The sequence below is a fragment of the Arthrobacter sp. ov407 genome, assembly GCF_900102895.1.
GTDB lineage: Bacteria > Actinomycetota > Actinomycetes > Actinomycetales > Micrococcaceae > Arthrobacter.
This window is the reverse complement of the sequence record NZ_FNGD01000021.1, coordinates 18,127-43,176: the sequence shown is the minus strand read 5'-3', so window position 1 is coordinate 43,176 and position 25,050 is coordinate 18,127. Positions and strand designations below refer to the sequence as shown.

General features: G+C 66.8%; 29 protein-coding genes and 1 tRNA gene. 21 read left to right on the top strand and 9 right to left on the bottom strand.

Going from position 1 to position 25,050, the window contains the following annotated elements:
• Nucleotides 1-8 precede the first annotated feature (8 nt).
• The 6 genes from BLS42_RS19575 (at nt 9) to BLS42_RS19550 (ending at nt 5,503) form a co-directional block, all read left to right on the top strand.
• Entirely contained in the window at nt 9-545 is a 537-nt protein-coding gene (locus BLS42_RS19575; RefSeq protein ID WP_090584011.1) for a PadR family transcriptional regulator, read from the top strand.
• Between the two features lie 133 nt (nt 546-678).
• Nucleotides 679-2,994: a carbon starvation CstA family protein gene (locus BLS42_RS19570; protein ID WP_176803577.1), complete on the top strand. Its 2,316-nt coding sequence runs from the start codon at nt 679-681 to the stop codon at nt 2,992-2,994.
• Nucleotides 2,995-3,007: 13 nt separating this feature from the next.
• Nucleotides 3,008-3,199: a YbdD/YjiX family protein gene (locus BLS42_RS19565; RefSeq protein WP_090584010.1), complete on the top strand. Its 192-nt coding sequence runs from the start codon at nt 3,008-3,010 to the stop codon at nt 3,197-3,199.
• Between the two features lie 145 nt (nt 3,200-3,344).
• Entirely contained in the window at nt 3,345-4,019 is a 675-nt protein-coding gene (locus BLS42_RS19560) for a bacterial proteasome activator family protein (protein WP_090584009.1), read from the top strand.
• 7 nt (nt 4,020-4,026) lie between these two features.
• Nucleotides 4,027-4,494: a hypothetical protein gene (locus tag BLS42_RS19555; protein WP_090584008.1), complete on the top strand. Its 468-nt coding sequence runs from the start codon at nt 4,027-4,029 to the stop codon at nt 4,492-4,494.
• Nucleotides 4,495-4,657: 163 nt separating this feature from the next.
• Nucleotides 4,658-5,503, top strand: a complete 846-nt coding sequence (locus BLS42_RS19550) for an aldo/keto reductase (RefSeq protein ID WP_090584007.1) — start codon at nt 4,658-4,660, stop codon at nt 5,501-5,503.
• Between the two features lie 144 nt (nt 5,504-5,647).
• Here BLS42_RS19550 and BLS42_RS19545 read toward each other — a convergent pair whose 3' ends face one another.
• Both BLS42_RS19545 and BLS42_RS19540 read right to left on the bottom strand, forming a co-directional pair.
• The gene (locus BLS42_RS19545) at nt 5,648-5,893 is read right to left on the bottom strand and encodes a hypothetical protein (RefSeq protein WP_090584006.1); all 246 of its coding nucleotides are present in this window, start codon (nt 5,891-5,893) and stop codon (nt 5,648-5,650) included.
• A 36-nt stretch (nt 5,894-5,929) separates the two neighbouring features.
• Entirely contained in the window at nt 5,930-6,970 is a 1,041-nt protein-coding gene (locus tag BLS42_RS19540; RefSeq protein WP_090584020.1) for a hypothetical protein, read from the bottom strand.
• A 255-nt stretch (nt 6,971-7,225) separates the two neighbouring features.
• Between BLS42_RS19540 and BLS42_RS19535 the strand changes: the two genes are divergently transcribed.
• From BLS42_RS19535 to BLS42_RS19505, 7 genes are all read left to right on the top strand, one after another.
• A complete protein-coding gene (locus tag BLS42_RS19535; RefSeq protein WP_090584005.1) occupies nt 7,226-7,489 on the top strand; it encodes a DUF4190 domain-containing protein in 264 nt (87 codons plus the stop codon).
• Between the two features lie 279 nt (nt 7,490-7,768).
• Nucleotides 7,769-8,065: a hypothetical protein gene (locus BLS42_RS19530; protein WP_090584004.1), complete on the top strand. Its 297-nt coding sequence runs from the start codon at nt 7,769-7,771 to the stop codon at nt 8,063-8,065.
• 255 nt (nt 8,066-8,320) lie between these two features.
• Nucleotides 8,321-8,689, top strand: a complete 369-nt coding sequence (locus tag BLS42_RS19525; RefSeq protein ID WP_090584003.1) for a hypothetical protein — start codon at nt 8,321-8,323, stop codon at nt 8,687-8,689.
• A gap of 418 nt (nt 8,690-9,107) precedes the next feature.
• On the top strand, nt 9,108-9,566 hold the full coding sequence (locus BLS42_RS19520) for a DUF805 domain-containing protein (protein WP_090584019.1): 459 nt from the start codon (nt 9,108-9,110) through the stop codon (nt 9,564-9,566).
• Between the two features lie 157 nt (nt 9,567-9,723).
• Nucleotides 9,724-10,887 (top strand): zinc metalloprotease, encoded by a 1,164-nt coding sequence (locus BLS42_RS19515; protein ID WP_090584002.1) that lies wholly within the window; start codon nt 9,724-9,726, stop codon nt 10,885-10,887.
• A 120-nt stretch (nt 10,888-11,007) separates the two neighbouring features.
• The gene (locus tag BLS42_RS19510) at nt 11,008-11,646 is read left to right on the top strand and encodes a hypothetical protein (RefSeq protein WP_090584001.1); all 639 of its coding nucleotides are present in this window, start codon (nt 11,008-11,010) and stop codon (nt 11,644-11,646) included.
• A complete protein-coding gene (locus BLS42_RS19505) occupies nt 11,646-11,870 on the top strand; it encodes a helix-turn-helix domain-containing protein (RefSeq protein WP_176803575.1) in 225 nt (74 codons plus the stop codon). The genes BLS42_RS19510 and BLS42_RS19505 overlap by 1 nt, the downstream gene beginning before the upstream one ends.
• Before the next feature lie 110 nt (nt 11,871-11,980).
• Here the strand turns inward: BLS42_RS19505 and BLS42_RS19500 are convergent.
• The 4 genes from BLS42_RS19500 to tmk all read right to left on the bottom strand — a co-directional run bounded on the left by BLS42_RS19500 (nt 11,981) and on the right by tmk (nt 15,644).
• Nucleotides 11,981-12,053: transfer RNA gene (locus BLS42_RS19500), tRNA-Thr, on the bottom strand.
• A gap of 114 nt (nt 12,054-12,167) precedes the next feature.
• Entirely contained in the window at nt 12,168-13,754 is a 1,587-nt protein-coding gene (locus BLS42_RS19495; protein ID WP_176803573.1) for an alpha/beta hydrolase, read from the bottom strand.
• A gap of 58 nt (nt 13,755-13,812) precedes the next feature.
• Complete coding sequence (locus BLS42_RS19490) at nt 13,813-14,955, bottom strand: DNA polymerase III subunit delta' (protein WP_090583998.1); 1,143 nt, start codon at nt 14,953-14,955, stop codon at nt 13,813-13,815.
• Nucleotides 14,952-15,644: a dTMP kinase gene (gene tmk / locus BLS42_RS19485; protein ID WP_256336589.1), complete on the bottom strand. Its 693-nt coding sequence runs from the start codon at nt 15,642-15,644 to the stop codon at nt 14,952-14,954. The genes BLS42_RS19490 and tmk overlap by 4 nt, the downstream gene beginning before the upstream one ends.
• Before the next feature lie 87 nt (nt 15,645-15,731).
• Here tmk and BLS42_RS19480 point away from each other — a divergent pair, with 87 nt between their 5' ends.
• Nucleotides 15,732-16,928 carry a trans-sulfuration enzyme family protein gene (locus tag BLS42_RS19480; RefSeq protein ID WP_090583997.1) on the top strand — a complete coding sequence of 399 codons (1,197 nt, stop codon included), beginning with the start codon at nt 15,732-15,734 and terminating at the stop codon, nt 16,926-16,928.
• Between the two features lie 9 nt (nt 16,929-16,937).
• Entirely contained in the window at nt 16,938-17,297 is a 360-nt protein-coding gene (locus tag BLS42_RS19475; protein ID WP_090583996.1) for a DUF2516 family protein, read from the top strand.
• Between the two features lie 50 nt (nt 17,298-17,347).
• Here BLS42_RS19475 and BLS42_RS19470 read toward each other — a convergent pair whose 3' ends face one another.
• On the bottom strand, nt 17,348-18,196 hold the full coding sequence (locus tag BLS42_RS19470) for a class I SAM-dependent methyltransferase (RefSeq protein WP_176803571.1): 849 nt from the start codon (nt 18,194-18,196) through the stop codon (nt 17,348-17,350).
• Between the two features lie 143 nt (nt 18,197-18,339).
• Here BLS42_RS19470 and BLS42_RS19465 point away from each other — a divergent pair, with 143 nt between their 5' ends.
• Complete coding sequence (locus BLS42_RS19465) at nt 18,340-19,086, top strand: phosphoglyceromutase (RefSeq protein WP_090583995.1); 747 nt, start codon at nt 18,340-18,342, stop codon at nt 19,084-19,086.
• A gap of 128 nt (nt 19,087-19,214) precedes the next feature.
• Here BLS42_RS19465 and phoU read toward each other — a convergent pair whose 3' ends face one another.
• Nucleotides 19,215-19,877 (bottom strand): phosphate signaling complex protein PhoU, encoded by a 663-nt coding sequence (phoU, locus tag BLS42_RS19460; RefSeq protein WP_090583994.1) that lies wholly within the window; start codon nt 19,875-19,877, stop codon nt 19,215-19,217.
• 207 nt (nt 19,878-20,084) lie between these two features.
• Between phoU and BLS42_RS19455 the strand changes: the two genes are divergently transcribed.
• A complete protein-coding gene (locus BLS42_RS19455; RefSeq protein WP_090583993.1) occupies nt 20,085-21,317 on the top strand; it encodes a sensor histidine kinase in 1,233 nt (410 codons plus the stop codon).
• On the top strand, nt 21,314-21,994 hold the full coding sequence (locus tag BLS42_RS19450; RefSeq protein ID WP_090583992.1) for a response regulator transcription factor: 681 nt from the start codon (nt 21,314-21,316) through the stop codon (nt 21,992-21,994). The genes BLS42_RS19455 and BLS42_RS19450 overlap by 4 nt, the downstream gene beginning before the upstream one ends.
• 118 nt (nt 21,995-22,112) lie before the next feature.
• Here the strand turns inward: BLS42_RS19450 and BLS42_RS19445 are convergent, their stop codons facing one another.
• On the bottom strand, nt 22,113-22,682 hold the full coding sequence (locus BLS42_RS19445) for a hypothetical protein (RefSeq protein ID WP_090583991.1): 570 nt from the start codon (nt 22,680-22,682) through the stop codon (nt 22,113-22,115).
• A gap of 326 nt (nt 22,683-23,008) precedes the next feature.
• On the opposite strand from BLS42_RS19445, the gene BLS42_RS19440 reads away from it, so the two are divergent.
• The 3 genes from BLS42_RS19440 to ispF all read left to right on the top strand — a co-directional run bounded on the left by BLS42_RS19440 (nt 23,009) and on the right by ispF (nt 25,035).
• A complete protein-coding gene (locus BLS42_RS19440; protein ID WP_026266570.1) occupies nt 23,009-23,491 on the top strand; it encodes a CarD family transcriptional regulator in 483 nt (160 codons plus the stop codon).
• 210 nt (nt 23,492-23,701) lie between these two features.
• Entirely contained in the window at nt 23,702-24,532 is an 831-nt protein-coding gene (gene ispD / locus BLS42_RS19435) for a 2-C-methyl-D-erythritol 4-phosphate cytidylyltransferase (protein WP_090583990.1), read from the top strand.
• A gap of 2 nt (nt 24,533-24,534) precedes the next feature.
• The gene (gene ispF / locus BLS42_RS19430; protein WP_371129622.1) at nt 24,535-25,035 is read left to right on the top strand and encodes a 2-C-methyl-D-erythritol 2,4-cyclodiphosphate synthase; all 501 of its coding nucleotides are present in this window, start codon (nt 24,535-24,537) and stop codon (nt 25,033-25,035) included.
• The last annotated feature ends 15 nt before the right edge of the window (nt 25,036-25,050 follow it).

Here is a 25,050-nt window from a genome sequence, read left to right as displayed (position 1 = left end):
GGGGCGCCATGTCTATCCGTCACAGTCTCCTCGCCCTCTTGCAGGACCGCCCGCGCTACGGCTACCAGCTCAGGACCGAATTCGAGGACCGCACCGGTTCCTCCTGGCCGCTGAACATCGGGCAGGTCTACACCACCCTTGACCGGCTGGAACGCGACGGGCTGGTCCGCAACGACGGCGGCGACGGCGACGGGCACGTCGTCTACAGCATCACCACGGCCGGCCAGACGGAAGTCAGCGACTGGTTTGCGGCGCCCGTATCCCGCGCGAATCCGCCCCGGAATGAACTGGCCATCAAGCTCGCCCTCGGCCTCACGATTCCCGGGACCGACGTCGGCGCCATCATCCAGTCCCAGCGGGGCGTGTCTATCCGGGCGCTGCAGGAGTACACCAAGTCCCGCCGCGACACGGCCGCGCTCCAGCGCCCGGCCGACACCGCCAGGCTCCTGGTGCTGGACTCCCTCATTTTCCAGACCGAAGCCGAAGTGCGCTGGCTGGACCTCTGCGAGGCCCGCCTCATGCAGCTCAGCAACCTCCAGGCGTAACCTGGCCGACCGCTCGTCGCGCGAACCACACCGCCGGGCGCAGGACAGCCGCCAGAGCGCGGCTGCATTGGTAGGGTGCGGGGGGCAGTTCTGTACCGGTGGACTGCCCAGCTGGGTTTCTCAAGGAGGAGACATGGGCACAATGCCAGATGGCACGCAAGGCGTCAGCACGCACGGAACAGTACAACTCGACGACGGGATCGTTCCGGATCCGTCCCTCCCGCCGACGTCGGTGGATGAGTCTGTCCGCGACTCCGCGGACCGCACCTGGACGCCCGCCAAGATCGCGCTGTGGGCGGCCATCGCGCTGCTGGGCGGCATCGCCTGGTTCATGCTCGCAATCATCCGTGGCGAGACCGTCAACGCCATCTGGTTTGTGTTCGCGTCGGTCTGCACGTACCTGATCGGCTACCGCTTCTACTCCAAGGTCATTGAGCGCTACCTGCTCAAGCCCAACGACCGCCGCGCCACCCCGGCCGAATACAAGGCCGACGGCAAGGACTACGTCCGCACGGACCGCAACGTCCTGTTCGGCCACCACTTCGCCGCCATCGCCGGCGCCGGCCCCCTGGTGGGCCCGGTCATCGCGGCACAGATGGGCTACCTGCCCGGCACGATCTGGATCATCATCGGCGTCGTCCTTGCCGGCGCCGTCCAGGACTATCTCGTCCTGTTCTTCTCCATGCGCCGCGGCGGCCGGTCCCTGGGACAGATGGCCCGCGAGGAACTCGGCGTGATCGGCGGTACCGCCGCCCTCGTCGCGACCCTGCTGATCATGGTGATCATCGTCGCCATCCTTGCCCTGGTGGTCGTCAACGCCCTGGGCGAAAGCCCGTGGGGCGTCTTCTCGGTCGGCATGACCATTCCGATCGCCCTCTTCATGGGCGTGTACCTGCGCTTCATCCGGCCGGGCAAGGTCATGGAGGTCTCCCTGATCGGATTCGTGCTGCTCATGGCCGCCATCATCGGCGGCGGCGCCGTGGCAGGCACCGAATGGGGTGCCGCGTTCTTCCACCTGGACAAGGTCACCATCGCCTGGGGCCTCATCATCTACGGCTTCATCGCAGCCATCCTCCCCGTCTGGCTCCTCCTGGCCCCGCGCGACTACCTCTCCACCTTCGTGAAGATCGGCGTGATCGTGATGCTGGCCCTGGCCATCATCGTGGTCCGCCCCGAGATCACCGTGCCGGCCTTCAGCGAGTACGCCGGCCGCGACAACGGCCCGGTCTTCTCCGGCACCTTGTTCCCGTTCCTGTTCGTGACGATCGCCTGCGGCGCCCTGTCCGGCTTCCACGCCCTGATCGCCTCCGGCACCACGCCGAAACTGATCGAGAAGGAACGCCAGACGCGCCTGATCGGCTACGGCGGCATGCTTATGGAATCCTTCGTCGCCATCATGGCCCTCGTGGCCGCCATCTCCATTGACCGCGGCATCTACTTCGCCATGAACGCCCCCGTGGCGCTGACCGGCGGGACCGTCGAGACCGCGGCCGCCTGGGTCAACAGCCTGGGCCTCTCCGGCGTCAACATCACGGCCGGCGACCTCGCGCAGACGGCCAAGGACGTGGGGGAGCAAAGCATCGTCTCCCGCTCGGGCGGCGCGCCCACCCTCGCCGTCGGCCTTGCCCACATCATGCAGCAGTTCATCGGGGGCACCGCGATGATGGCTTTCTGGTACCACTTCGCCATCATGTTCGAGGCCCTCTTCATCCTCACCGCCGTCGACGCCGGCACCCGCGTTGCCCGCTTCATGCTGCAGGACTCGATCGGCAACTTCGTCCCGAAGTTCAAGGAGCACTCCCGGCGCCCGGGCGCCTGGCTCTGCACCGCCATCATGGTGGCCGCCTGGGGCGCGGTCCTGATCATGGGCGTCACCGACCCGCTGGGCGGCATCAACACCCTGTTCCCGCTGTTCGGCATCGCCAACCAGCTGCTGGCGGCGATCGCCCTCTCGGTCTGCCTGGCCATTGCCGCGAAGCGCACCGCCGCGAAGTACCTGTGGGTCGTGGCGGCGCCGCTGGCGTTCGCCGCCGTCGTGACCATCACGGCGAGCTTCTACAAGATCTTCTCGCCCGTTCCGGCGGTGGGCTACTTCGCCAACAACGCAGCCTTCGCCAAGGCCCTTGCGGACGGCAAGACCTCCTTCGGAACCGCCAAGACCCAGGCCGCCATGGAGGCCGTGGTCCGCAACACCATGATCCAGGGATGGCTGTCGATCATTTTCGTGGTGCTGAGCATCATCGTCATCATCACGGCAGTGATGGCAACCATTAAGGCCCTGCGGAACACGGCCGCGGGGCTCCCCAACGCCGAGCACGAAGACCCCGCCCGGGCCTCCCGCGTCTTCGCCCCGGCAGGGTTTGTGCCCACGGCGGCGGAGCGCAACCTCGCGACCGAGTGGAACCAGGTCCCGGCCGGCGAACGGCTCGAAAAGTCCGGGCACCACTGATGCGCAGCCGGACGTGAAGGCGGTACTCGCCGGCTTCCGCGGGTTTGTCGGATACGTCGGCGGAGTGCTGGGCGCCGACGCCTACAAGAAGTACCTCGAGCACCATGAGGCCTCCGGACACACCAGCCCTCCCCTAACTGAGCGGGAGTTCTGGCGTGACCGGACCGACCGGCAGGACACTAACCCGCAGGGGCGGTGCTGCTGAGTGGTGCTGCCGAGCGGGTGCTGCTGAGCGGTGTCCGGCAGGGACCGGGGGAGGGGCGGCGTCGGGCACAAGAGTGTCCGACGCCGCCCCTCCGCTTGCGGCGGACGCCGGGTCCGCGTCGCCCGGCGCGTGAGAGTATGAAGCCATGAGCGATCAGCACGACACTCAGCCCGACGCCCAAACTGCCGACGACGTGCCCGTCGAAGGCACGCCCGTGGAGGGCACCCTGCCGCTGGCCGGAGAGCCCGTGGCATCACCCGCCGCAGTGCCCGCCGGTGGTCACGGTCCCGTACCCAGGCCGCCCCGGGGAAGCGAACTTCAGGACCTCGTGGACCAACCTGCGAAGGTCATGCGGATCGGCACGATGGTCAAGCAGTTGCTGGACGAAGTGAAATCCGCGCCTCTGGACGACGCGGCGCGCGTACGGCTGGCTGAAATCCACGACCGTTCCATCAAGGAACTCGAGGACGGACTGGCCCCGGAGCTCGTTGAGGAGCTCGAACGGATCAACCTTCCCTTTCCGGAGAACGCCACCCCCTCCGACGCGGAACTGAGGATAGCCCAGGCCCAACTGGTCGGCTGGCTCGAGGGACTCTTCCACGGCATCCAGACGGCCATCGCGGCGCAGCACGCCGCCAGGGAGCACACCTACGCCCAGATGCAGCTGCGCCAGCTGCCGCCCGGCACAGTGATCGCGCCGGGCGTCATCATCGGGGAGAACGGCGAACCGGTCCGGGCCGCAGCGCCGCGTCGTGGCGCGGATTCCGCGGAACCGCCCGAACCCGCGGAACCGGACCACGGTCCGGGCCAGTACCTTTAGCGCGACTTTGGGCTTCTTCAGCGCAGCACGGCAAGGCCGCAGGGACGACGCCGAACTCGGCAAAGGCCTCTGGCGGCGCGCCCACGACCGGTTCAATCGAGGACTTGACCGCTACCACCAGGTCCTCGAGGGGGTCGAGGACGAAGCGCTCTACGGCGAACTCGTCGACATCGCCAACCAGCTCTCCGCGCTCGCGCCCCGCGTGCGGCAGGTCTGTGTGGAGGCCCAGCGGCGCTTTCCCAGCAATGGATTGGATATCCCGGGACCGCTGGCAGGCGTTCACCGTGCCCTCTCGACGGCAGGCAATTCGCTGGCCATGACGGCTGAGGCGGCCGCGATGCTCCGGCTCGCCGTCGGGCCGGTCCCGGCCGGTGCCGCGTCGGTGCGGCGGCGCGCCGATTCCGTGCTGGAACAGGTCCACGACGCCGAGCGGCGGCTCGCGGAGGCCGACGGCAACCGGCCGGCGACGACCTGAGCACCGGTCCGCGCACTACCGCCCGGCGGTGGCTTGGCGCCGCGTTGCCGGCATTGCTCATGTTCCTTTTATTCCCGTTATTCCCGGGTATTCCCGGTTACGCGCCTAGCTTAGCTTCGCCCTGACGCTGGCCGGACGGCGCCGATGTTGGCAGGATACTTATATGACTTTTTCACCGGAACTGACTTTCAATGACGGCAAGACCATCCCGCAGCTTGGCTACGGAGTGTGGCAGGTTGAAGATGACGTGGCCGAAAAGGTGGTTGTGCAGGCGTTTGAGGCCGGCTTCCGCCACATCGACACGGCAAAGATCTACGGCAATGAAGCAGGCGTGGGCCGCGCCATTGAGCGTTCCGGCCTTAAGCCCGAGGAAATTTTCATCACCACCAAGCTGTGGAACGCGGACCAGGGCTACGAGTCCACTCTGAAGGCGTTCGAGGAGTCCATGGAGCGGCTGGGCCTCGAGACCCTGGACCTGTACCTGATCCACTGGATGCAGCCCAAGCAGGACAAGTACGTTGACACCTGGAAGGCCCTCATCGAGCTCCAGAAGCAGGGCCGGGTAAAGACCATCGGCGTCTCCAACTTCACCAAGGAGGGTCTGCAGCGCCTGATCGATGAGACCGGCGTGGTTCCGGCCATCAACCAGATCGAACTGCACCCCTTCTTCAGCCAGGCCGACCTGCGCGAATTCAACGCGTCCAAGGGCATCCTCACCCAGGCCTGGTCGCCGCTGGGCCAGGGCGGGGAGCTCCTCGAGAGCCCCGTCATTTCCCAGATTGCCGCCAAGCACGGCGCCACCCCGGCCCAGGTTGTCATCGCGTGGCACCTTGCCATCGGCAACGTGGTCATCCCGAAGTCCGTGACCGAGTCCCGGATCCGCGAGAACTACGCGGCCCTGGACGTTACCCTCGACGAGACCGACATCCAGGCCATCAACGGACTGGACCGTTCCGCCGAAGATGCCGGCCGGATCGGCCCGGACCCGGCTGTCTCCGACTTCGCCTAAACAACACCCCAACGACGCCGGCGGCCAGCCGACGTTCGCACAGGGCCTTCACCCCGCACGGGGTGGAGGCCCTTCCCGCGCCCGGCCCATTCCCGTGACCCTGCCCGTTCCCGCGGCCCGGCCCGCTCCTGAATTGGTCAGGAGTCAGGCGGCGGCCCGGCGCTCTTTCGCCGGGATTGCATCGACGACGGCCCAGCCGTCTTCGCCCGCAATGCACCGGCTGGCGAAGCGGTCCGCGGCGGCGGCGTCATCGAAGTTCTCGGTGCGGATCCGGCCGCAGTCGGTGTCCAGGTAGGTGACCGCGAAATACAGTGCGCCATCGCGTGCGCCGTTGAAACCCGGCTGGAAATCCTGGTCGAAGCTCTGCTGGAAATTCTGGTTGTTCTCCATGATTCCAGTCTGCAACCGACCTCCGACAGTAAGACTTCACCCCTCCGGCGTGTTGCCGAGTCGCAGCACCCGTTCCCGCGCCAGGACTTCCTTGCGGCGTTGCCGGTCCGCGGCCCGTGCCGTCTGCTGCGCCAGGGCCGCCGCCAGCTCGTGACGCTTCCGTGCTCCCTTGAGCTCGGTTTCGGCCACGTCCAGGCGCCGCCTGAGTTCGCGCGCCTCATCGGCCAGCCGAGTGCTTTCCGCCGTCGCCGCCGCCAGCTCAGCGGCCGCGCGGCGTGCTTCCTCGTCGGCCTCCGCGGCGGCTTCTTCAGCCCCTTCCAGGCCGGCCCGCGCCCGTTCCACCGCCGACGGCGTGGGCGCCACCCGTGCTTGCCCGACGGCCCGGAGGCGGGGCTGTTCCGTTGATTTTCCGCCGGCAGCCTTACCGCGATCCGCGGCCCGGGCCGCCGGTTCGCCCGCGCGGGCGCCGGCCGCTGGTTCTGTCCCGCGGACGGTGGCCGTTTCCCGTGCGCTTCCAGTTCCAGTTGCGGTGACCGCGGCTGCGTGGCTCCCGGGGACAGCCACGGCGCCGGCGAGATCGACGACGTCGACCCCGTCCGCCGAGAGTGCCCGGAGCAGACAGCCGCTCTGCACGGCAGCTGCGGCCCCCGGGTCGGCGGTGGCGGCACGCAGGGTCTGCTCCACTTCCGTCGCCACGGAGGCGCTGATGGCCCGTCCCTGCTGGGCGGCCAAGGCGTGTGCCGTCTTTACTGCGCCGGCGAGAAGCTGGCGCCGCTCCTGGGCGAGGCGGCGGAGGGCCGCCGCATCCAGTGCGTCCTGCGCGGCTTGCATCGACGTTCCCAGTCCTGCCAGCTCGCGAAGGATTTCGGGGCTGTGCGCCGCCAGCATGTTCACCGCCCACGCCGCGACCGACGGTTTGGGCAGGGCCCGGACTTCGGCTGCAAGGGCACGCTGCTCGGCTGAGGTGAGGCCTATGGCGCTGACGTCTTTGGCCGCGGCCGTTCTGGCAGCCACGAACTCCCCGTAGGGCAATGCATAGAGCGGTCCGGCAATGCCCTCAAGTTCCCGCGTTCCCATGCAAGCATCATAGGAGTCCGGCCCCGCCACGAACGCCAGCCCGCCGCGTCCGGGGGCACTAAGTCCGACCATGGGCGTGTCCGTGACCCGGTGACGGCGCCGGGTCCTGCGCAGCGTGACGAGCTTTCCTAAGGCGCGCGAGCAAATGTTGGCCAAAATGGTTCCGTCGTGCCTGCGGCTTGGTACTTTTTGAGAGCCGATCCGCATGGTGCGGGCCGGGGGACCCACAATGACGGATTGAAAGGCATCACAACCATGAGCTCACCCCAGTACCAGGGCTACGCGCCCGCGCCCGCTGCCGCGAAGACCAATGGACTTGCCATCGCGGCGCTGGTTTCATCCTTTTTCATCAGCCTGCTCGGCATTATCCTGGGTCACATCGCCCTGAACCAGATCAAGACCACCGGTGAGGGCGGCCGGGGCCTGGCCATCGCCGCCCTGGTCATCGGCTACGTGTCGATCGCCTTGGCAGTCATCCTGATCGTTGGTGTCATGGGCTCGGCGGCCGCAAACCGCTAAGACCCAGCAGACGGCCCCTCCGGCACCGACCGGAAGGGGCCTTTTGCATGCTGGCTGCCGCTCGCACGCCAAAAACCGCACCGACACACGGGCCGCACCCGCACGCCAGTCTCATGGAGGAACACCGACACCGACGGCGGTCCTGACAGCGGTTCGCGGGACTTGCGATGCCCTCACTCCGTGACGTATTGACGACTGCCCGGCCCGGGCGTAGACCGTGCCGTATCAAACCAATCGCAGGCCGTTGCCTTGCGGCCTGCCACCTGTGAGGAGAAGACAATGGCCGTCGCAGTCATCATGGAATTTGCCGGTGCCACGCTGGAGCAATACGACCAGGTCATAGGCAAGATGGGCCTTACGCCTGGTGGGCCCGCACCGGCCGGGGCCCTCGGACACTGGGTCGCCGCCACCGACGACGGGATCCTCGTCACCGACCTATGGCAGACGAAGGAACTCTACGACGCCTTCGCGAAGGACCAGATCGGCCCGTTCACTGCCGAAGTCGGTATCCCCGCGCCGCCTACGGTGAAGTATCTGGACGTCCACAATTACTTCACCCCCGGAGCGGGCGCCTGACCGAAGTAAGCGTGCGGAAACTGGGAGCAGGATCCGGCACCCGCCGAGGACAACGAGAAGAACCCCCGAAAATCGTTGATTTCCGGGGGTTCTTCTCGAGCTTCCTGCGACCTGGCGACCTGGCAGTCAGTTCCTCTGCCAGCTACCTGACCAGTCCCTTTGTCCTCCGTGACAGGCATGAGTCCACGCGCCAGCGGGTCCCGACCAGGACAACACCGGAGTAGCCTGACAGCAGAAGCGAGAAAGGCATGGACCATGCGCGTTCTTCATACATCCACAGACGCCCTCAACGTCACACGGATCGACAGGATCGCCTATCTCAACGCTGAAGAGCGGACATTTCTGACCACAACAACCGGTCGGCCGGACTTTGCCACCCCCGGGCAAGGGGAAGTCATCGCCGACATGGGGCGGGCCGTTCCCGTCACCTTGGCCTACATCGATGACCCGCTCGAAGGGAGCCTCATCATCGCGCGCCTCACGGACCTGATTGCAAACTACGACTGGCCCGTCATCAGATTTTCCGACGTTCGAGAGGACGCTCGGAAAGAGGTCGCCGAAATCCGGTACAGAGAATCCGAGGATAACGCTGAGCCAGACCGTATCGACCCGCACGAAGACTAACCCGGGGCAGCGGCAGCGGCAGTAATCTTCATCCCCAGTGGCGGCACCGGAAAGTGCCGCCCTTTTCATGTCCTGACCTGCGGGAACATTCCGTGACCTAATAGTGCCCACGGAGCGAAAACGCCGGTACCATGACGATCGACGCCTACTGGAGGCGGCATCAGGCGTGGGGGAACCATGGCAGTTCAAGAGGGCCAGAGGGCCGATTCATCGGGCCGGATTTCAAGTTTCGTGGCCGCAGGTGCTGCTCTGGACCGCCGTCGGCCTCACCCTCACTGATCCGACCGGATCCACACCAATGAAGGAGCACGACATGTCAAATCTTCAGCAGCCTCCGCCGGACACCGGCCAGCAGATATGGCCAAGCGAGCAGCCCCGGCAGAACCCGGGGTGGGCGTCCAATCCGTACGCCGCGCCGATGTACCCGGGCACGGCGTCCGGGCCGGTGCCGCTCTGGGCACCCCTCTACGGCGCATCCCTGCCGGAGGCCGTGTCGAGGTTCTTCAAGAAGTACGCAACGTTCTCAGGCCGGGCCAGCCGGAGCGAATACTGGTGGTGGGCGCTCGTCTCCGGCATCGTCTCGCTTGTCCTGAACATCTTCACGCTTGTCGCTGGCTCCGCCGGCGCGACGTTGCGCCCAGACGGCACCAGCGTCCCGGGCCCGGGGTATTGGGTCGGCCTCATCCTGTCAGTCATTATTTCCCTGGCCATCATCGTCCCGTCCCTGGCCGTCTCCGTCCGGCGGCTCCACGACACGAACATGAGCGGCTGGATGTACCTCCTGATCCTGGTCCCCTTCGTCGGCCCCATCCTCATCGTCGTCTTCATGGCGCTGGGCTCCAAGCCGGAGGGACAGCGGTTCGACGTCCCTGCGTAGGTCACGTGACGAACACTGATCCTGCACGAACCACCAACGAGAAGGCCCCGCTGTCAGTGACGGCGGGGCATTCTTCTGGTCGGGATTGACGTGGTCCGACGCCTCGGACTCCCTTACGCCGACGCGGGCACGGACGATGGTGAGGGTATGAGCGCCAATGAGTGAGCCTGACCGGGACCCGTTCGCACAGGCGATGCCCGCGGAGCCGAAGCGGATTCCGCTGTGGAAGCTGGAAGAAATGGCCGGCAACCCGGCCCCGCCTGAGGGCTGGCGCGGGAACGCCGCCCCGCTGCTTCCCGACTGGGATGCCAACCAGGTCCGCACCTCCTCCGACGCCCAGGACACCCGGCGCCACCCTGCCCCGTGGCCGATCCGCCTCTTCCGGGCCCTCGGTAGGATGCTGCGTTTACTGTTCAAGGCCGTCGCCGTACTGGCCGCCGGCGCGCTCCTGTGCGGTTTCCTGTTGTACTTTCACGGTGACCTGAAACCGTCGGCGTTCTTGGGCGGCCCGGCGAGCGATCCCGCCGCCGGTAGCCCCGGCTCCCTTCTTTACCAGACCGTCCCGACCCCCGGCGCCAAGCCCACGCAACCTTCGGCGGCTCCTGCGGCGGTTCCTCCGACGCCCCATCCCGCTTCGGACCACCCCACGCCGGACCGCGAAGAGGCCTCTGCCCCGCTGGGCCGTCCCTTGCCGGTGACCGTCAAATCCGGCTCCTACGCGTTCACGGCCACCGGCAAGGACAAGCGGCCGGCCGCCTATGACCCGTGCCGGCCCATCCACTACGTCACCCGCGCCGCCAACCAGCCCGCGGCCGGACCGCAGCTGATCAAGGAGGCCATCGCCGCGGTCTCCCGCGCGACCGGGCTGGTGTTCATCAACGACGGGGCCACCACGGAGGCGCCGGCGGCTACGCACAAGGCCTACCAGCCCGCCCGGTACGGGGACCGGTGGGCGCCGGTGCTCATCGCCTGGGAGACCACGGCCGAGGAGCCCCGCTTCACCAACTACGCCGTGGGAACCAACGTCATGGGTCTGGGAGGCAGCGAAGCGGTCAGCCGAGAGGGTTCCGAGGTCACCTACGTCAGCGGCCAGCTGGAACTGAACGGGCCCGCACTGCGGTCCTTGATCTTCCGGGAAGGGTTGGCGTCGGCCCGAGGGGTCATCGAACACGAACTCGGCCATGTCGTAGGCCTGGGCCACGTTCAGAACCCAGCCCAGCTGATGAACCCGACGGGCGTTCCCGGGGTGGCCACTTACCAGGCCGGGGACCTCACGGGCCTGGCCATTCTCGGTCAGGGGGCGTGCCGGCCCGGGATCTGACCGGGGGAGCGGGGGCGGTCCTGCCGTATACATGGCGTGCATGAGACTGGACCAACGGAGGCTTGACGGGTAGGTTATCGACTATCGTTATTAATGAATGTCGATATGCCTGGGGGAACGATGAAACTGACGAAAGATGACGCTCGGCCCGAGAACGGCGGGAAGAGGGTCGTATCCCGAGCGGACGCAGTCGTGTTCATGATCGCCTCGGCGGCCGCTGCCCTACTGACGACCGTGACGACTGTTGCCGGCATCATCGGCTACATCAACGGTCCAGTGACGCTGGTACTTCCGGTGGCCACGGCGAACCGTGTCACCCCGGGCCTCCTGCCCGGGGTGACCGGACACTTCACTGCCATGGAAGCTACCCTCCCCACGCTCCCACCAGGTCCCGGAGGGCTCCTGGCCTGGGCGGATTCGCTGAACCAGATCGGCATCCTGGCTCTCCTCGCGTTGGTGTTCCTGCTGGCCCACCGGCTCCGGAGCGAGACTCTGTTCACTTCCGGATCCGCATGGATCGTCGGTGCCTGCGGCGCCGCCCTGACCCTGTTCGGGACCGTGGGGCAGATTCTTGACTCCATTGCACGCAGCCGGCTGGCAGAAGTGATCGGGGCCAACGCCCACACCCCGGGGGAGGCCTACAGCTTCTCGGCCTACTTCAACCTCGCTCCCTTGGTGCTGGGCTTGGTCCTGATGCTTGTCGCAGGTGTTTTCCAGTTCGGCCGCCGTCTTCAGCAAGACACGGAGGGCCTGGTCTGATGCCGGCGGACGACTCTTCTGATATTCACTGCCGCCTTGACGAACTTCTGGAGGCTCGGGGTATGACCCTGACGGAGCTGAGTAAGCAGGTCGGGGTGAGTCTGGTGAACCTGTCGGTGCTCAAAAACGACCGCGCGAAAGCGATCAGGTTCTCCACGCTGACGGCGATCTGCGAAGCGCTGGACTGTCAGGTGGGGGACCTGCTCGTAACCGTGCGGCACTGACTGCTTCGTCGCAACGCCGGGGAAGTATGGCCAGCGGCCCGGATGCATCCCGCCAACAAGCAAAAACCCCGTATCCCTGCTGAGTCAGCGGCGATACGGGGTTCTTCTCGAGCTTCCTGCCAGAATCGAACTGGCGACCTTCTCATTACGAGTGAGACGCTCTACCAACTGAGCTAAGGAAGCAACCACATGAATGCCCGGCGAACCGGGCGGATCATGCAAGAGACAACTGTAATAGAGTCCCGGCGTCCGGGTCAAAATGAGCAGCAGAAGCCGCCTTGCGGCCCCATCGCGGGCCTAGCAGACGGTGTTGTCCGCCGGGACCTTGCCGTCCACCAGATAGTCGTCGACCGCGTTGCCGATGCAGCTGTTGGAGCGGCCGTAGGCCGTGTGGCCCTCGCCCTTCCAGGTCAGCAGCGACGCGTTCCCAAGCTGCTTGCGCAGGGAGCTGGCCGATTCCACCGGGGTAGCAGGATCACCGGTGGTTCCAACTACAACAATCGGGGCCGAGCCCTTGTACTCAACCGGGGCGGGGGTCCGGACGTTCTTGTACGGCCAGTCCTTGCAGTTGCTGCCGCCGTAGGCGAAGTAGTAACCAAACGTGGGCGACAGCTGGCGCAGCTTCTGGTCCTCGGCCCGCATGGACGCGGTGTCGGACACCATCGGGTAGTCCAGGCAGTTGATGGCGTTGAAGGCGAAGCTGCTGTTCGACGTGTAGGTTCCGCTGGGGTCGCGGTCGGCGCCGAAGTCGGCCAGTTGCAGCATGCCCGTGCCGTCGCCGGCCAGGGCTGTCGCGAGCGCCCGGGTGAGGATCGGCCAGTTGTCATCGTTGTAGAGCGGGATGATGAGGCCGCTGACGAACGTCGACCCCGAGACCTTCCGGCCGTCCTGGGCCGGCAACGGGTTGGCTTCCGCGGCAGCGATGGCATTGCGGATCTGTTGGACGCCTTCCTCGGTGCTTCCCGTGAGCGGGCATCCGGAAGTCTGCTGGCATTTGGCGACGTAGGCGTGGAGGGCCTTTTCGAAGGCCACGGCCTGGCCGCTGGTCTGTTCCTCGTCGCCTAGGGACGGGTCAACGGCGCCGTCGAGGACCAACCGGCCCACATTGTCCGGAAACAGCGACGCATAGGTGGAACCCAGCAGGGTCCCGTAGGAGTAGCCCAGGTAATTCAGCTTCGCGTCGTTGGCCACCCCGCGGAGGATGTCGAGGTCCTTTGCGGCGCTGACGGTGTCGACGTGAGCCAGGACCTTGCCGGTCTTCTCCACGCATTTGGCGGCGATGGCCTTGTTCTCGGCCAGGGCCGCGTCCAGACCGGCGTCCGTGTCCAGGGCGTAGGTCTTGGCTCGGGACGCGTCGCGTTCCTTGTCCGTCAGGCACGTGACCGGGGCGGAGCGCTTCACGCCGCGGGGGTCGAAGCCCACGATGTCGTAGGCGGACCGTACCTTGTCCGAAATGTTGGTGTTGGCCGCGTCCCGAACGAAGTCGTAGCCCGAGCCGCCCGGGCCGCCCGGATTGACCATCAGGGTGCCCTTCTTGTCGCCCGTCGTGGCGAGCTTGATGGCGGCAAGCTCGATGCGCTCGCCGTCAGGCTTGCTGTAGTCCAGCGGAACCTTGATCTTGGCGCACTGGAAGGCGCCCCCTTCGCAAGGCGTCCAGTCGATCTGCTGGGAGTAGTAGCTACGCAGGTTCTCGGGCGCAGCAGCCACAATTGACGGGTCCGCCTGCTTCGGTGCCCCCGACGTCGCGGCACTCGACCCGCTGTCGCCGCCGCCGCCGAAAAGCGTGCACGAGGCCAGTGTGAGGGCCAAGGCCATGGCGCCGACGGCCCGCATGCCGATCGCCAGGGATCGGGATCTTGCGGACTGGGGTCGAGCAGGCTTCATGCGGTTCTCCTTGGAGGATAGGAACGGAGCGACGATGTCGTTGGTGCGGCCGGGACCATCAAATAAGGCTGGCAGCCATGGACTCGATCGTCAGCAGCGGAGCCACGTTGGTGGTGGTGATTCGCGTGCGGGCCTTGTTGACGGCGTCCATGCGGACGAGGGTCACTTCGGCGGTGGAACGGGAGGCGAAGTCTTCGAGCTCGCTTCTGAGTTCAAGGTTGACGAGTTCCACGGCGTTCCCCATCTGGATGATCAGGACATCCCGGTAAAAGGACAACAGGTCCGTCAGGGTGCGGTCAAGGGAATCGGTGACGGAACGCTTGGCACGGCGCTTCTGGTCGTCCTCGAGTTGCTTGACCTGGCTCCGCATGGCCGGCGGCAACGTGCCGCTCTCGGGCGCCCCGAGGGTGGCCAGCAGTGCGGTTTTCTCGGCGGCGTCGCGCTCGTCATTGGAGCTGTTGGCTTCCTCGGTGGCGATCTTGACCAGCTTTTCGGCCATCATGACCGCCGCCGTGACGCCGCGAAGGGACAGCGGAAACCGCACCGTTTCAAGGCGGCGCTCCCTGGCCTCCGGGTCCCGGGCCAGGCGGCGGGCGATCCCGACGTGGCTTTGCGCGGCGCGGGCGGCGCGCTCGGCAACCGCCGGGTCCACGCCGTCGCGCTTAACCAGCAGGGCCGCGACGTCGGCGGCTGGCGGAAGCCGCAGCGCCACCGGCCGGCAGCGGGAACGGATCGTCACGAGGACATCGGCGGGGGATGGCGCACAGAGCATCCAGACGGTGCGGGGAGTGGGTTCCTCGATGGCCTTGAGCAGCACGTTGGTGGTCCGCTCGGCCATCCGGTCCGCATCCTCCACCACGATGATCCGCCACCGGGCGGACGACGGCCGGTTCCCGGCGGTGGACACGAGCTCGCGTGCCTCATCGATGGTGATGGTGACCTTCTCCGTGCGCACGAACGCGACGTCGGAATGGGTTTCGCCGAGGATGGTCAGGCACGCCGGGCATTCGCCGCAGCCGCGCAGGCTGACGTCCTCCTGGTCACAGTTCAGGGCCGCTGCGAAGGCCTTCGCGGCGTTGGAACGGCCGGAGCCGGGCGGGCCGGTGAAAAGCCATGCGTGCGTCAGCCCCTCACCCTGGGCCGCCTGGCGCAGCTGGGCCACGACGGCGTCCTGGCCCTGGAGATCGTCCCAGACGGTCATGCCGGGCTGCTTTGGGTCACGGCCAGCAGGGATTCGACGCGCTCGAAGATCCGGGCGGCGAGTTCCGCGACGGGCAGGCGGGCGGGCAACACCAGATAGGCTTCGGGCCGGGCCGCTGCCAGGTCCAGGAAGGCCCTCCGGATCTTGGCATGGAATTCGTCGGCCTCGGACTCGAGGCGGTCTTCGGCGGCCTCGCCGGCTATGCGCCGTTGCCGGCCAACGGCGGGCTCGACGTCGAGAAGGACCGTCAGGTCAGGCTGCAGGTCCGATGTCGCCCAGGCGTTGATGTCCCGGACCGCCTCCGTCCCGAGGCCGCGGCCGGCGCCCTGGTACGCGACCGAAGAGTCGATATACCGGTCCGTGAGGACGATCTCGCCGCGTTCCAGGGCCGGCCGGATGACCTGGCTCGCGTGAGCGGCACGGGACGCCGCGAAAATAAGGGCCTCGGTATGGGCGTCGATGTGGCCATGGCCGTGATCCAGCACGAGGGAGCGCAGCTTCTCGCCGATGGCCGTGCCGCCCGGTTCCCGGGTCCGCAGCACTGTGAAGCCGCCTGCTTCCAGGGCTTTGGCGAGTTCGGCCGCCTGGGTGGACTTGCCGGCGCCGTCTCCGCCCTCGAAGGCAATGAAAAGTCCGGGCAACAGTCGGGGCAACACTCGAGGGGACGCTCCGGGGCTCTGGGTAGTCACTGTTCAAGAGTACCGACAATCACCGACACTTCCGTGTGCGGCGTAACGGCTTGGGTACCCTGCGGGGCGCCCACGTACCCTGTCTCCATGAGTCTTTCTGAAGAACAGGCCGCCACGCTCTCGCCGGATTCCCTGGTTGTGGCGGCAGGGCGCCCGCCGCGCACCCGCGACGAACCCGTCAACCCGCCGCTGGTGCTGTCCTCGACGTACTTCGGCACAGGACCGCTGGGCGACGGCGACCGCGGCTACGGCCGGTATTCCAATCCCACGTGGGATCCCTTCGAAGAGGCGCTGGGGCAGTTGGAAGGCGCTGACCTGCCGGGCCTGCTCTACGCCTCTGGACTCGCCGCCGTGAGTTCGGCCCTGTCCCTGGTGCCCGCCCAGGGCGTGCTCGTAATGCCGTCGCACAGCTACGCGGGATCGGTCACCATGGCCACCGAACTGGCGGCCAAGGGCTTCCTCGAGTTGCGGACGGTGGACATCGCGGACACCGACGCCGTCGTGGCCGCACTCGCCCCGGCCGGCGGGCGCGCCGCCAGCATGCTGTGGCTGGAGAGTCCCACCAACCCCATGCTCGGGGTGGCGGACATGCGGGCCCTGACCGCCGCGGCGCATGAGGCCGGCGCGATCGTCGTCACGGACAACACCTTTTCCACGCCCTTGGTGCAGCAGCCCCTGAGCCTGGGCTCCGACGTCGTGCTCCATTCGGTGACCAAATACCTCTCCGGCCATTCCGACGTCGTGCTCGGCGCGCTGGTGACCTCCGACGCCGGTCTCCGCGCCGCCCTGCTGCACCACCGCACCATTCACGGCGGGATTGCCGGACCGTTCGAGGCGTGGCTGGCGCTGCGCGGGCTCCGGACCCTGGCGCTGCGGATCGAGCGTTCGCAGGCGTCGGCCCAGGTCCTGGCCGAACGGCTCAACGGTCATCCGCGGATTGCCGGCATCCGTTTCCCCGGACTGGCCTCGGACCCCGGCCACGTGCGGGCCAAGGAGCAGATGAAGGGGTTCGGGTCCATCCTGTGCATTGAGGTGGCTCCGGTAGTTGGGCAGGACAGTGGCAGCAGCGGCGCGGAAGCCGCGGACCGGATGATCCGCGCCCTGCGCCTCTGGCTCCCCGCCACGTCCCTCGGTGGGGTCGAATCCCTGATCGAACGCCGGCGCCGGCACACGGCCGAGCCGGAGAGCGTGCCGGACAACCTGGTCCGGATGAGCGTGGGCATCGAGAACGTGGAAGACCTTTGGGCCGATTTGGAACAGGCATTGGGGACTCTGGACGGCTAGGCTGGGGGAGTGGACGGACGCATACTCATTTACTTTGTCGAATCCGGGGTTTACCTGGTCCTGGCCGTCGTGGCCTTTGCCCTGGAGTCATGGGCGTTTTTCGATTGCCTCCGGCACAAGGCCAACGCGTTCGAGGCCGTATCGAAGCGGACCAAGACCTTCTGGCTGGCCCTGACCGGCGGCGCGTTCCTCGTGGGCCTGTTCTCCCTGCTGTCGCAGCTGGGCGGCGGTGGCGGCGCCAGTTCGCTCGGCATCTTCGGCCTTGCCGCCGTGACGGCCGCGTCCGTGTACCTCGCCGACGTCCGTCCTGCGGTCAAAGACGCCGGCCGTGGCCGCGGCCGCAACATGGGCCCATACGGGCCCTGGTAATCCCCACCGGCCCAGCACCGGCCCCCTAAGCTCGCAGGCTCGAGGAACCCCTACGTTCCCGGCGCCACTGCTTCCCAGCCAACCGTCACTTCGCCCAGCCGCCAGCGGGACGGGCCGTCCTGAATCGGCCAGCCGGCGTCGAGCAGTGCACGGCACATTGCCGTGAAGCGCTGCCGGCTGCCGAACGACGCCAGCGGCGCCGCTTCCAGCCAGGCCTTGTCCATCGCCTGCAGGTAGGCGTGGATTTTCTCGCCGGGCACGTTGCGGTGGATCAGCGCCTTCGGCAGCCTTTCGGCAACGTCGGAAGGCAGCGCGAAGGCACCGAACCGCATGGACACGCTCAGGCTCAGCGGCCGCTCGACGTCGAGCGCCACCCAGGCGGCGCGCCGCCCGATTTCATCGCACGTGCCGTCGATGAACAGCCCGCCCGGCGCGAGCCGGTCCTGCACCAGCCGCCAGATGCCTGCCACGTCGACTTCCTCGTACTGCCGCAGCACGTTGAAGGCGCGGACCAGCACCGGATTTCCGGTCACCGGCAATTCGAAGCCGCCCAGCTGGAACATCAGACCGGGCCGTTCAAGGGCTTGGGCCTGCCGGACACGCTCCGGCTCGATTTCGATGCCCACCACCTGCGTGTCCGCGCGGACGGCCGCGAGGCGATCGAAGAGTTCGACGGCGGTGGCCGGCGAGGCGCCGTAGCCGAGGTCGACGGCGAGGGGATGGGCCGCGGCGCGCAGCCGCCACGCCTGCGGCCCGGTCAGCCAGCGGTCCACCCTGCGCATCCGGTTGGGGTTCGTGGTTCCACGGGTCACGTTGCCCACGGGCCTGCCGCCACGCGCGCCGCTTCTCGTTCCGCCCTGGTTCCGGGGGGACAGCACCCGTTCAGCCTTCTGCACCACCGCCCAAGCCTATCCTCCAACACGGGGTCACTCACGGCCCATGTCGGGCCCGCGGATGGGCCGGAAGTGACCCCGCGTTGGAGTGAAGCGCCCGCGGTGTAACGCTCGGCACCGCCGCCGACCGCTCGGCTAGGATGAAAACCATGACTTACAAGCTGATTCTGCTGCGCCATGGCCACAGCGACTGGAATGCCAAAAACCTCTTCACCGGCTGGGTGGACGTTGACCTCAATGACCAGGGCCGCGCCGAGGCCGTGCGCGGCGGCGAGCTGCTCGTGGAGAACAACATCCTCCCCGACATCCTCTACACGTCGCGGTTGAAGCGGGCCATCAACACGGCGAACATGACCCTCGAAGTGGCCGACCGCGGCTGGATCGACGTCAAGCGCGACTGGCGGCTCAACGAGCGCCACTACGGCGCGCTGCAGGGCAAGGACAAGGCCCAGACCCTCGCCGAATTCGGCGAGGAGCAGTTCATGCTGTGGCGCCGGTCCTACGACACCCCGCCGCCGCCCCTGGCCGACGATTCCGAGTTCTCCCAGGTGGGGGACCCGCGCTACGCGGACCTCGGCGATGCCATCCCGCGCACCGAATGCCTCAAGGATGTCCTGATCCGGCTCATGCCGTACTGGGAATCGGACATCAAGGAAGACCTCCGGGCCGGGAAGACCGTCCTGGTCACGGCCCACGGCAACTCGCTCCGCGCCCTCGTCAAGCACCTTGACGGGATCAGCGACGAGGACATCGCTGGCCTGAACATCCCCACCGGCATCCCGCTGGTCTACGAACTGGATGAGGACTTCAAGCCGCTGAACCCGGGCGGCACCTACCTCGACCCCGAGGCCGCAGCCGAGGCCATCAAGGCAGTCGCCAACCAGGGCAAGAAGTAGACGCTTCCCGCAGCGCAAAGCGCAAAGTTAAAGCACAAACGACGGCGTCCGGCCACCCCCAAGGTGACCGGACGCCGTCGTTGTGTCAGCGCGACTTTGTCAGCGCAGTTTTGTCAGCGCAGCCGGCGTCAGATGTGTTCGATGGTGTTCGGCTGCCACGCGCCGGTGACTAGGTACGTGACCTTCTGGGCAACCGAAACGCCGTGGTCGGCGAAGCGCTCAAAGTAGCGGCTGGCCAGGGCAACGTCGACCGTGGTGGCCGGCGACTCCTGCCAGTCGCTGCGCGCGATCGCCGTGAAAACGCTCAGGTGAAGGTCGTTGACGTCGCTGTTGGCCTTCATGATGTCCCGGGCAAGGCCGAGGTCGCGGGTTGCCAGCAGTTCTGTGAGCTTCTGGGCGATCAGCAGGTCCTGTTCCGCGAAGCTCTTGAAGGTCTCCCGCAGCTGGTCCGGAACCACTGACGCCGGGTAGCGCAGACGCGCCAGCTGGGCCAGGTGGCGGGCGAGGTCGCCCATGCGCTCCAGCGAGGCGCTCATCCGGAGCGAACCAACCAGCATGCGCAGATCACTCGCCACCGGACCCTGGAGGGCCAGGATGTCGATGGCGCGCTCGTCGAGGCTGTTCTGCAGGAAATCGATGCGGGCATCGGCGGCAATCACGTCCTCGGCGAGGTCGATATCGGCGCCCTCGAAAGCTGTCGTGGCCTTGTCGATGGCCTCTGTGACCAGCGCTGAGATCTCGACGAGCTGTTCCCTTACCTGGGCGAGCTCCTCCTGAAAAACCTTACGCACGTGTGCGTCCTTTCCTCGGAAATATTGCCTGCAATCGAAGTGGCGGGCCTATTTCGGTGCACCTACCGGCGCTCCAACTGTCAACTCTCTCAGTGTCCGGTGAACTGTTGCGCCCCAATAGATGAACGTTAGCTGAACCGGCGCCCCAATCGCAGGAGATTTCGGTTTCGGCCGCATAGCAGAGCATAAGCTGGAGCCGTGGATCCAATGCTCATCGGCGTGATCGCCGGCCTGATCGGCCTCTCGTTTGGCATGTTCGGCGTACTCGCGTTCCGGGTGAGTGAGCAGCAGCGGCACATTGTCGACGTCGACGTCGACGACCCCTCGCTTCCCGAGGGTGCCGCCGAAGTGCTCGCCGTCCTCGGCCGCGCTTTCGTGGTGGTGGATGCGATCGACGGCGTGGTCCGCGCCAGCCCTGCCGCCTACGCCTATGGCCTGGTCCGCGGGCACACCGTGGTGCACCAGCAGCTGCTGGAACTGACGGCCAAGGTGCGGCGGGACGGTGTCATCCTCGAACAGCAACTGGAGCTGCCGCGCGGCCCGCTAGGCCAGGGAACGATCGTTGTCCAGGTCCGGGCAGCCGTCATCACGGAGGAATACATCCTGCTGCTGGCCGATGACCGGACGGAATTCACCCGCACCGAGGAAGTCCGCAACGACTTTGTCGCGAACGTCTCCCACGAACTGAAGACACCGGTCGGGGCGATCTCCCTCCTGGCTGAGGCACTCGAATCGTCCGCTGACGACCCCGAGGCGGTGAAGCGGTTCGCCAAGCGCATGCACAAGGAATCGACCCGGCTTGCGGCCCTGGTCCAGGACATCATCGAACTCTCCCGGCTCCAGGGCGCCAACGTCGCGCAGCAGGGCCGCCCGGTGGACATCAACACAGTGGTCAGCGAGGCCGTGGACCGCTCCCAGCTGCCGGCCGAGAGCAAGAACATCCGGCTGGTGGTCGGCGGGCACGCCGATGCCATGGTCTACGGCGACCAGGACCTCCTGGTCACCGCCCTGCGCAACCTGATCGACAACGCCATCCGGTACTCGCCGGAGAACACCAAGGTGGGTGTGGGCATCCGGGCCAAGGACGGCCTCGTGGCGGTCTCGGTGACGGACCAGGGCGATGGGCTCAGCGCTGAGGACCAGGAGCGCGTCTTCGAGCGCTTCTACCGGGTGGATGCTGCCCGCTCCCGGCAGACCGGAGGCACAGGACTTGGCCTGAGCATCGTCAAGCACGTCATTTCCAACCACGGCGGCGAGGTGACCCTGTGGTCCCAGCTCGGCCAGGGTTCCACGTTCACCATTCGACTTCCCGAGATAGAAGGGCAGGGCGACGGCGACGTCCCCGAGGCCGGCAAGCCCGCTGCCCACCCTTCCAGCCGGGACCCCAGACCGCAACGACGTGACGCCGCTGGCGTCCATGAGCAAGGAGCTACCGCTTGAGCCGGATTCTGATTGTCGAGGACGAGGAGTCCTTCAGCGACCCCCTGTCCTATCTGTTGGGTAAAGAAGGGTTCGAAGTCGAGGTGGTGGACAACGGACTGGACGCCATCACCGAATTCGACCGCAACGGCGCCGACCTCGTGCTCCTGGACCTGCAACTGCCGGGCCAGTCGGGCACCGAGGTCTGCCGCCAACTCCGGCAGCGCTCCGGGGTGCCCGTGATCATGCTGACGGCCAAGGACTCGGAAATCGACAAGGTGGTGGGGCTGGAACTGGGCGCCGACGACTACGTCACCAAGCCCTACTCCTCGCGGGAGCTCGTGGCCCGGGTCCGTGCCGTCCTTCGGCGCCAGAGCGAGCCGGAGGAACTCGTCTCCAGTACGGTGCAGGCCGGTCCTGTCCGGATGGACATTGAACGCCACGTGGTCAGCGTCGGGGGCGAGCAAATCGCCCTGCCGCTCAAAGAGTTCGAGCTGCTGGAAATGCTGCTGAGGAACTCCGGCCGGGTCCTGACCCGCGGCCAGCTGATCGACAGGGTCTGGGGCTCAGACTACGTGGGGGACACCAAGACCCTCGACGTCCACGTCAAGCGGCTGCGCAGCAAGATCGAGCCGGATGCTTCCGCGCCGCGGTACCTGATCACCGTCCGCGGGCTGGGTTACAAGTTCGAGCCCTAACGGCGGAGGAAGCTGCCCGGCGGCCTGCGTGGGCGGCCTGCCCGGGCGGCTGGAAGTCCGGGGGGCATGCAAAAGGAGGGGCGCCCGCAGGTGCCCCTCCTTTTGCGATAACTGAGGGCTAGTGGCCGGAGGTGCTGCTCGGCGTCGGCGTGGCCGTCTCGGTCGAGGTTGCCGTCTCGGACGGCGATGCCGTGCTGGAGGCGGTGGGCTCCGGCGTCGGCAGGTACGTCTTGTAGTCGACGATCGTTCCGTCCAGGACCGGAACCTTGAAGGTGGCGTCCTGGGTGGTGCCGTCCTCGGAGATGGTGACCTCGGCCATGGATCCCGGCTTGGCGCCGGCGGTGCTCAGGATCGCCGGGGCGGTGGAGTCGTTGAGCAGGGTGTGGGACTTCTGCTTGACTGGAACCTGGGCCTGCGACCCCTCGGCGCCCTTGATGGTCAGCACAACGTCCTTGGAGGACGTGTTGTACACGGCGCCGATCACGCGGCCCGGCTTGTCCTCGCCGTCGGCGATGATGATGAAGTTGCGCAGCTGCAGAGCACCGAGGTGAGTGTGGGTTCCGTCGGAGGCCGCGTACTGCTCCGAGGTCTGCTGGGGGTTGATGTAGCCGCAGCCGGTCACGGACAGCAGGCCGATGCCAAGTGCAGCCGTAGCCATTGCCAGCTTGCCGCGCTGGCCCCGGTTCATCGCAGTGAAACGCACGTCACGCACTCCTTGAGAGTCTTGAAACATTATTCAGCCATAGCCTAGCCGCAATCGGCCTCAAACAAGGACTCGGGGCCTACACATAAGCGCACGGACGCGTGCCTCTCCGCCGGCCGGAGCCCGCTTGGCGGGGGCCGGAAACCTCTTGGCAGTTAAGGCCGCAGGCACTATTATCCGCATTCGTCAAGGGGTTTGAGGGGGTGGATTGGGGCCATTTTCCCCGGATTCATGCGGTTCCGGGCACCTTTAGATGCCAGTTGTATGCCTTAATCGTGATAAACTGGTCTGCGGGAAAGGGGAATGTCCACATGGTTTTTGAGGTCGGCGAGACAGTAGTTTACCCTCACCACGGTGCAGCCAAAATTGAAGAAATCAAGATGCGCACTGTCAAGGGCGAAGAGAAGATGTATCTCAAGCTCAAGGTGGCTCAGGGTGATCTGACCATTGAAGTTCCAGCAGAAAACGTTGACCTGGTTGGGGTTCGGGATGTAGTGGGCAAAGAAGGCTTGGAGCACGTGTTCGATGTGCTGCGGGCCGAGTTCACTGAGGAGCCCACCAACTGGTCGCGTCGTTACAAGGCAAACCTGGAAAAGCTTGCTTCCGGTGACGTCATCAAGGTAGCTGAGGTCGTCCGCGACCTCTGGCGCCGTGATCACGACCGGGGTCTCTCCGCGGGAGAGAAGCGCATGCTGGCCAAGGCCCGTCAGATCCTGATTTCGGAACTGGCACTGGCTGAAAAGACTGATGAAGAGAAGGCTGCAAGCGTTCTCGACGAGGTCCTGGCTTCCTAACTCAGGGCTGGCCCCAGCAGGGCCGGCGCAGATAAGAATCGAACCCCGGTGGCATCAGGCCACCGGGGCTTCTTTTTGCCTTTTTCGGCCGCCACCCCTCGGTTGCTCTATCACGTATGGTCCCTCTGAGCGCGGCAGAGTCATATGGTCGCAGCCACAGCTGATAGAGCAACCGGATGCTCCGGGGCGCGGGGACGTAGTCTTGTGCCCATGGATACTGCACCGACGAATACGTCACCGGCCGGTCCGGTCACGGCGGTCATTGTTGTGGCCGCCGGCTCCGGCCAGCGCCTAGGCTACGGCATGCCGAAAGCAAAAGTGCCTCTCGGCGGGGACACCATCCTCACCCACGCCCTGCGCGGCGTGGCGGCCGCCGGGATCGCGCGGCAGATCTGCATTGCAATCCCCCCGGGAGACACCGAGCTGCGGGCGCTGTGCGAGGCTTTCACCCAGGAGCTTGCGGCCGGGCACAGCTTCGCCGCGCCGGGCCGTGAGGTCCAGGTCCCGGTGGTCACAGTGGTCGACGGCGGCGCGAACCGCTCCGATTCAGTCCGCGCCGCGATGGCGGCCCTCCTGCCTGATACCGAATCAGTTCTGGTCCACGATGCCGCCCGGGCGCTGGCGCCGGAGGCCGTCTTTCACCGGGTGGCAGCGGCGCTTGGCGCCGGTGCCTCGGCCGTCATTCCAGTGATTCCGGTCGTTGACACGGTCAAGACCGTCGAGCCGACCACCGGCGACGGCGCCGCGGTGGCCCCCGAGCTGGTCACCGGGACGGCGCCCCGTGAGTCGCTTCGCGCCGTGCAGACGCCACAGGGATTCGCCTTCGCCACCCTCAAACGCGCCCACGAGGCTGCTGCCGGGTTCGACGCCGGCCAGGCCGCCCTCGTCACGGACGACGCGATGCTCGTGGAGCTTATCGGCGTCCCCGTCCACGCCGTGCGGGGCGCCAGCCAGTCCCTGAAGATCACCACACCCCTGGACCTGATCCTGGCCGAAGGCCTCCTCGAAGGGCCCTTGGGCGTGCGCTGGGTGGAGGGATGAGCATGTCCACCGATGCGCCGCTGATCCCCAGGACCGGGATCGGGATCGATGTCCATGCCTTCGCCGCCGAAGACAAGCCGCAGCCGTTGTGGCTCGGCGGCCTCTTCTGGGAGGGGGAGCGGGGACTGTCCGGCCACTCCGACGGCGACCCCGTGGCGCACGCCGCCGCCGACGCGCTTTTCTCGGCCTGCGGGATCGGAGATCTGGGCACGCATTTCGGTACGGACCGGCCCGAGTATGCCGGGGCGTCCGGCGTGACCCTGCTGACCGAAGCCGCCAGGATTGTTCGCGCCCACGGATTCGAAATCGGCAATATCGCCGTACAGTTCGTGGCCAACCGGCCCAAATTCGGCCCGCGGCGGGAGGAATCCCAGCGGGTCCTCAGCGACGCTGCCGCGGCGCCGGTCAGCGTCACGGCCACCACGAGCGACGGACTCGGGTTTACCGGCCGCGGCGAGGGGATCTCGGCCGTGGCAACAGCGCTGGTCTATCCGGCCGGCTAAGCACCGGAGGTTAAG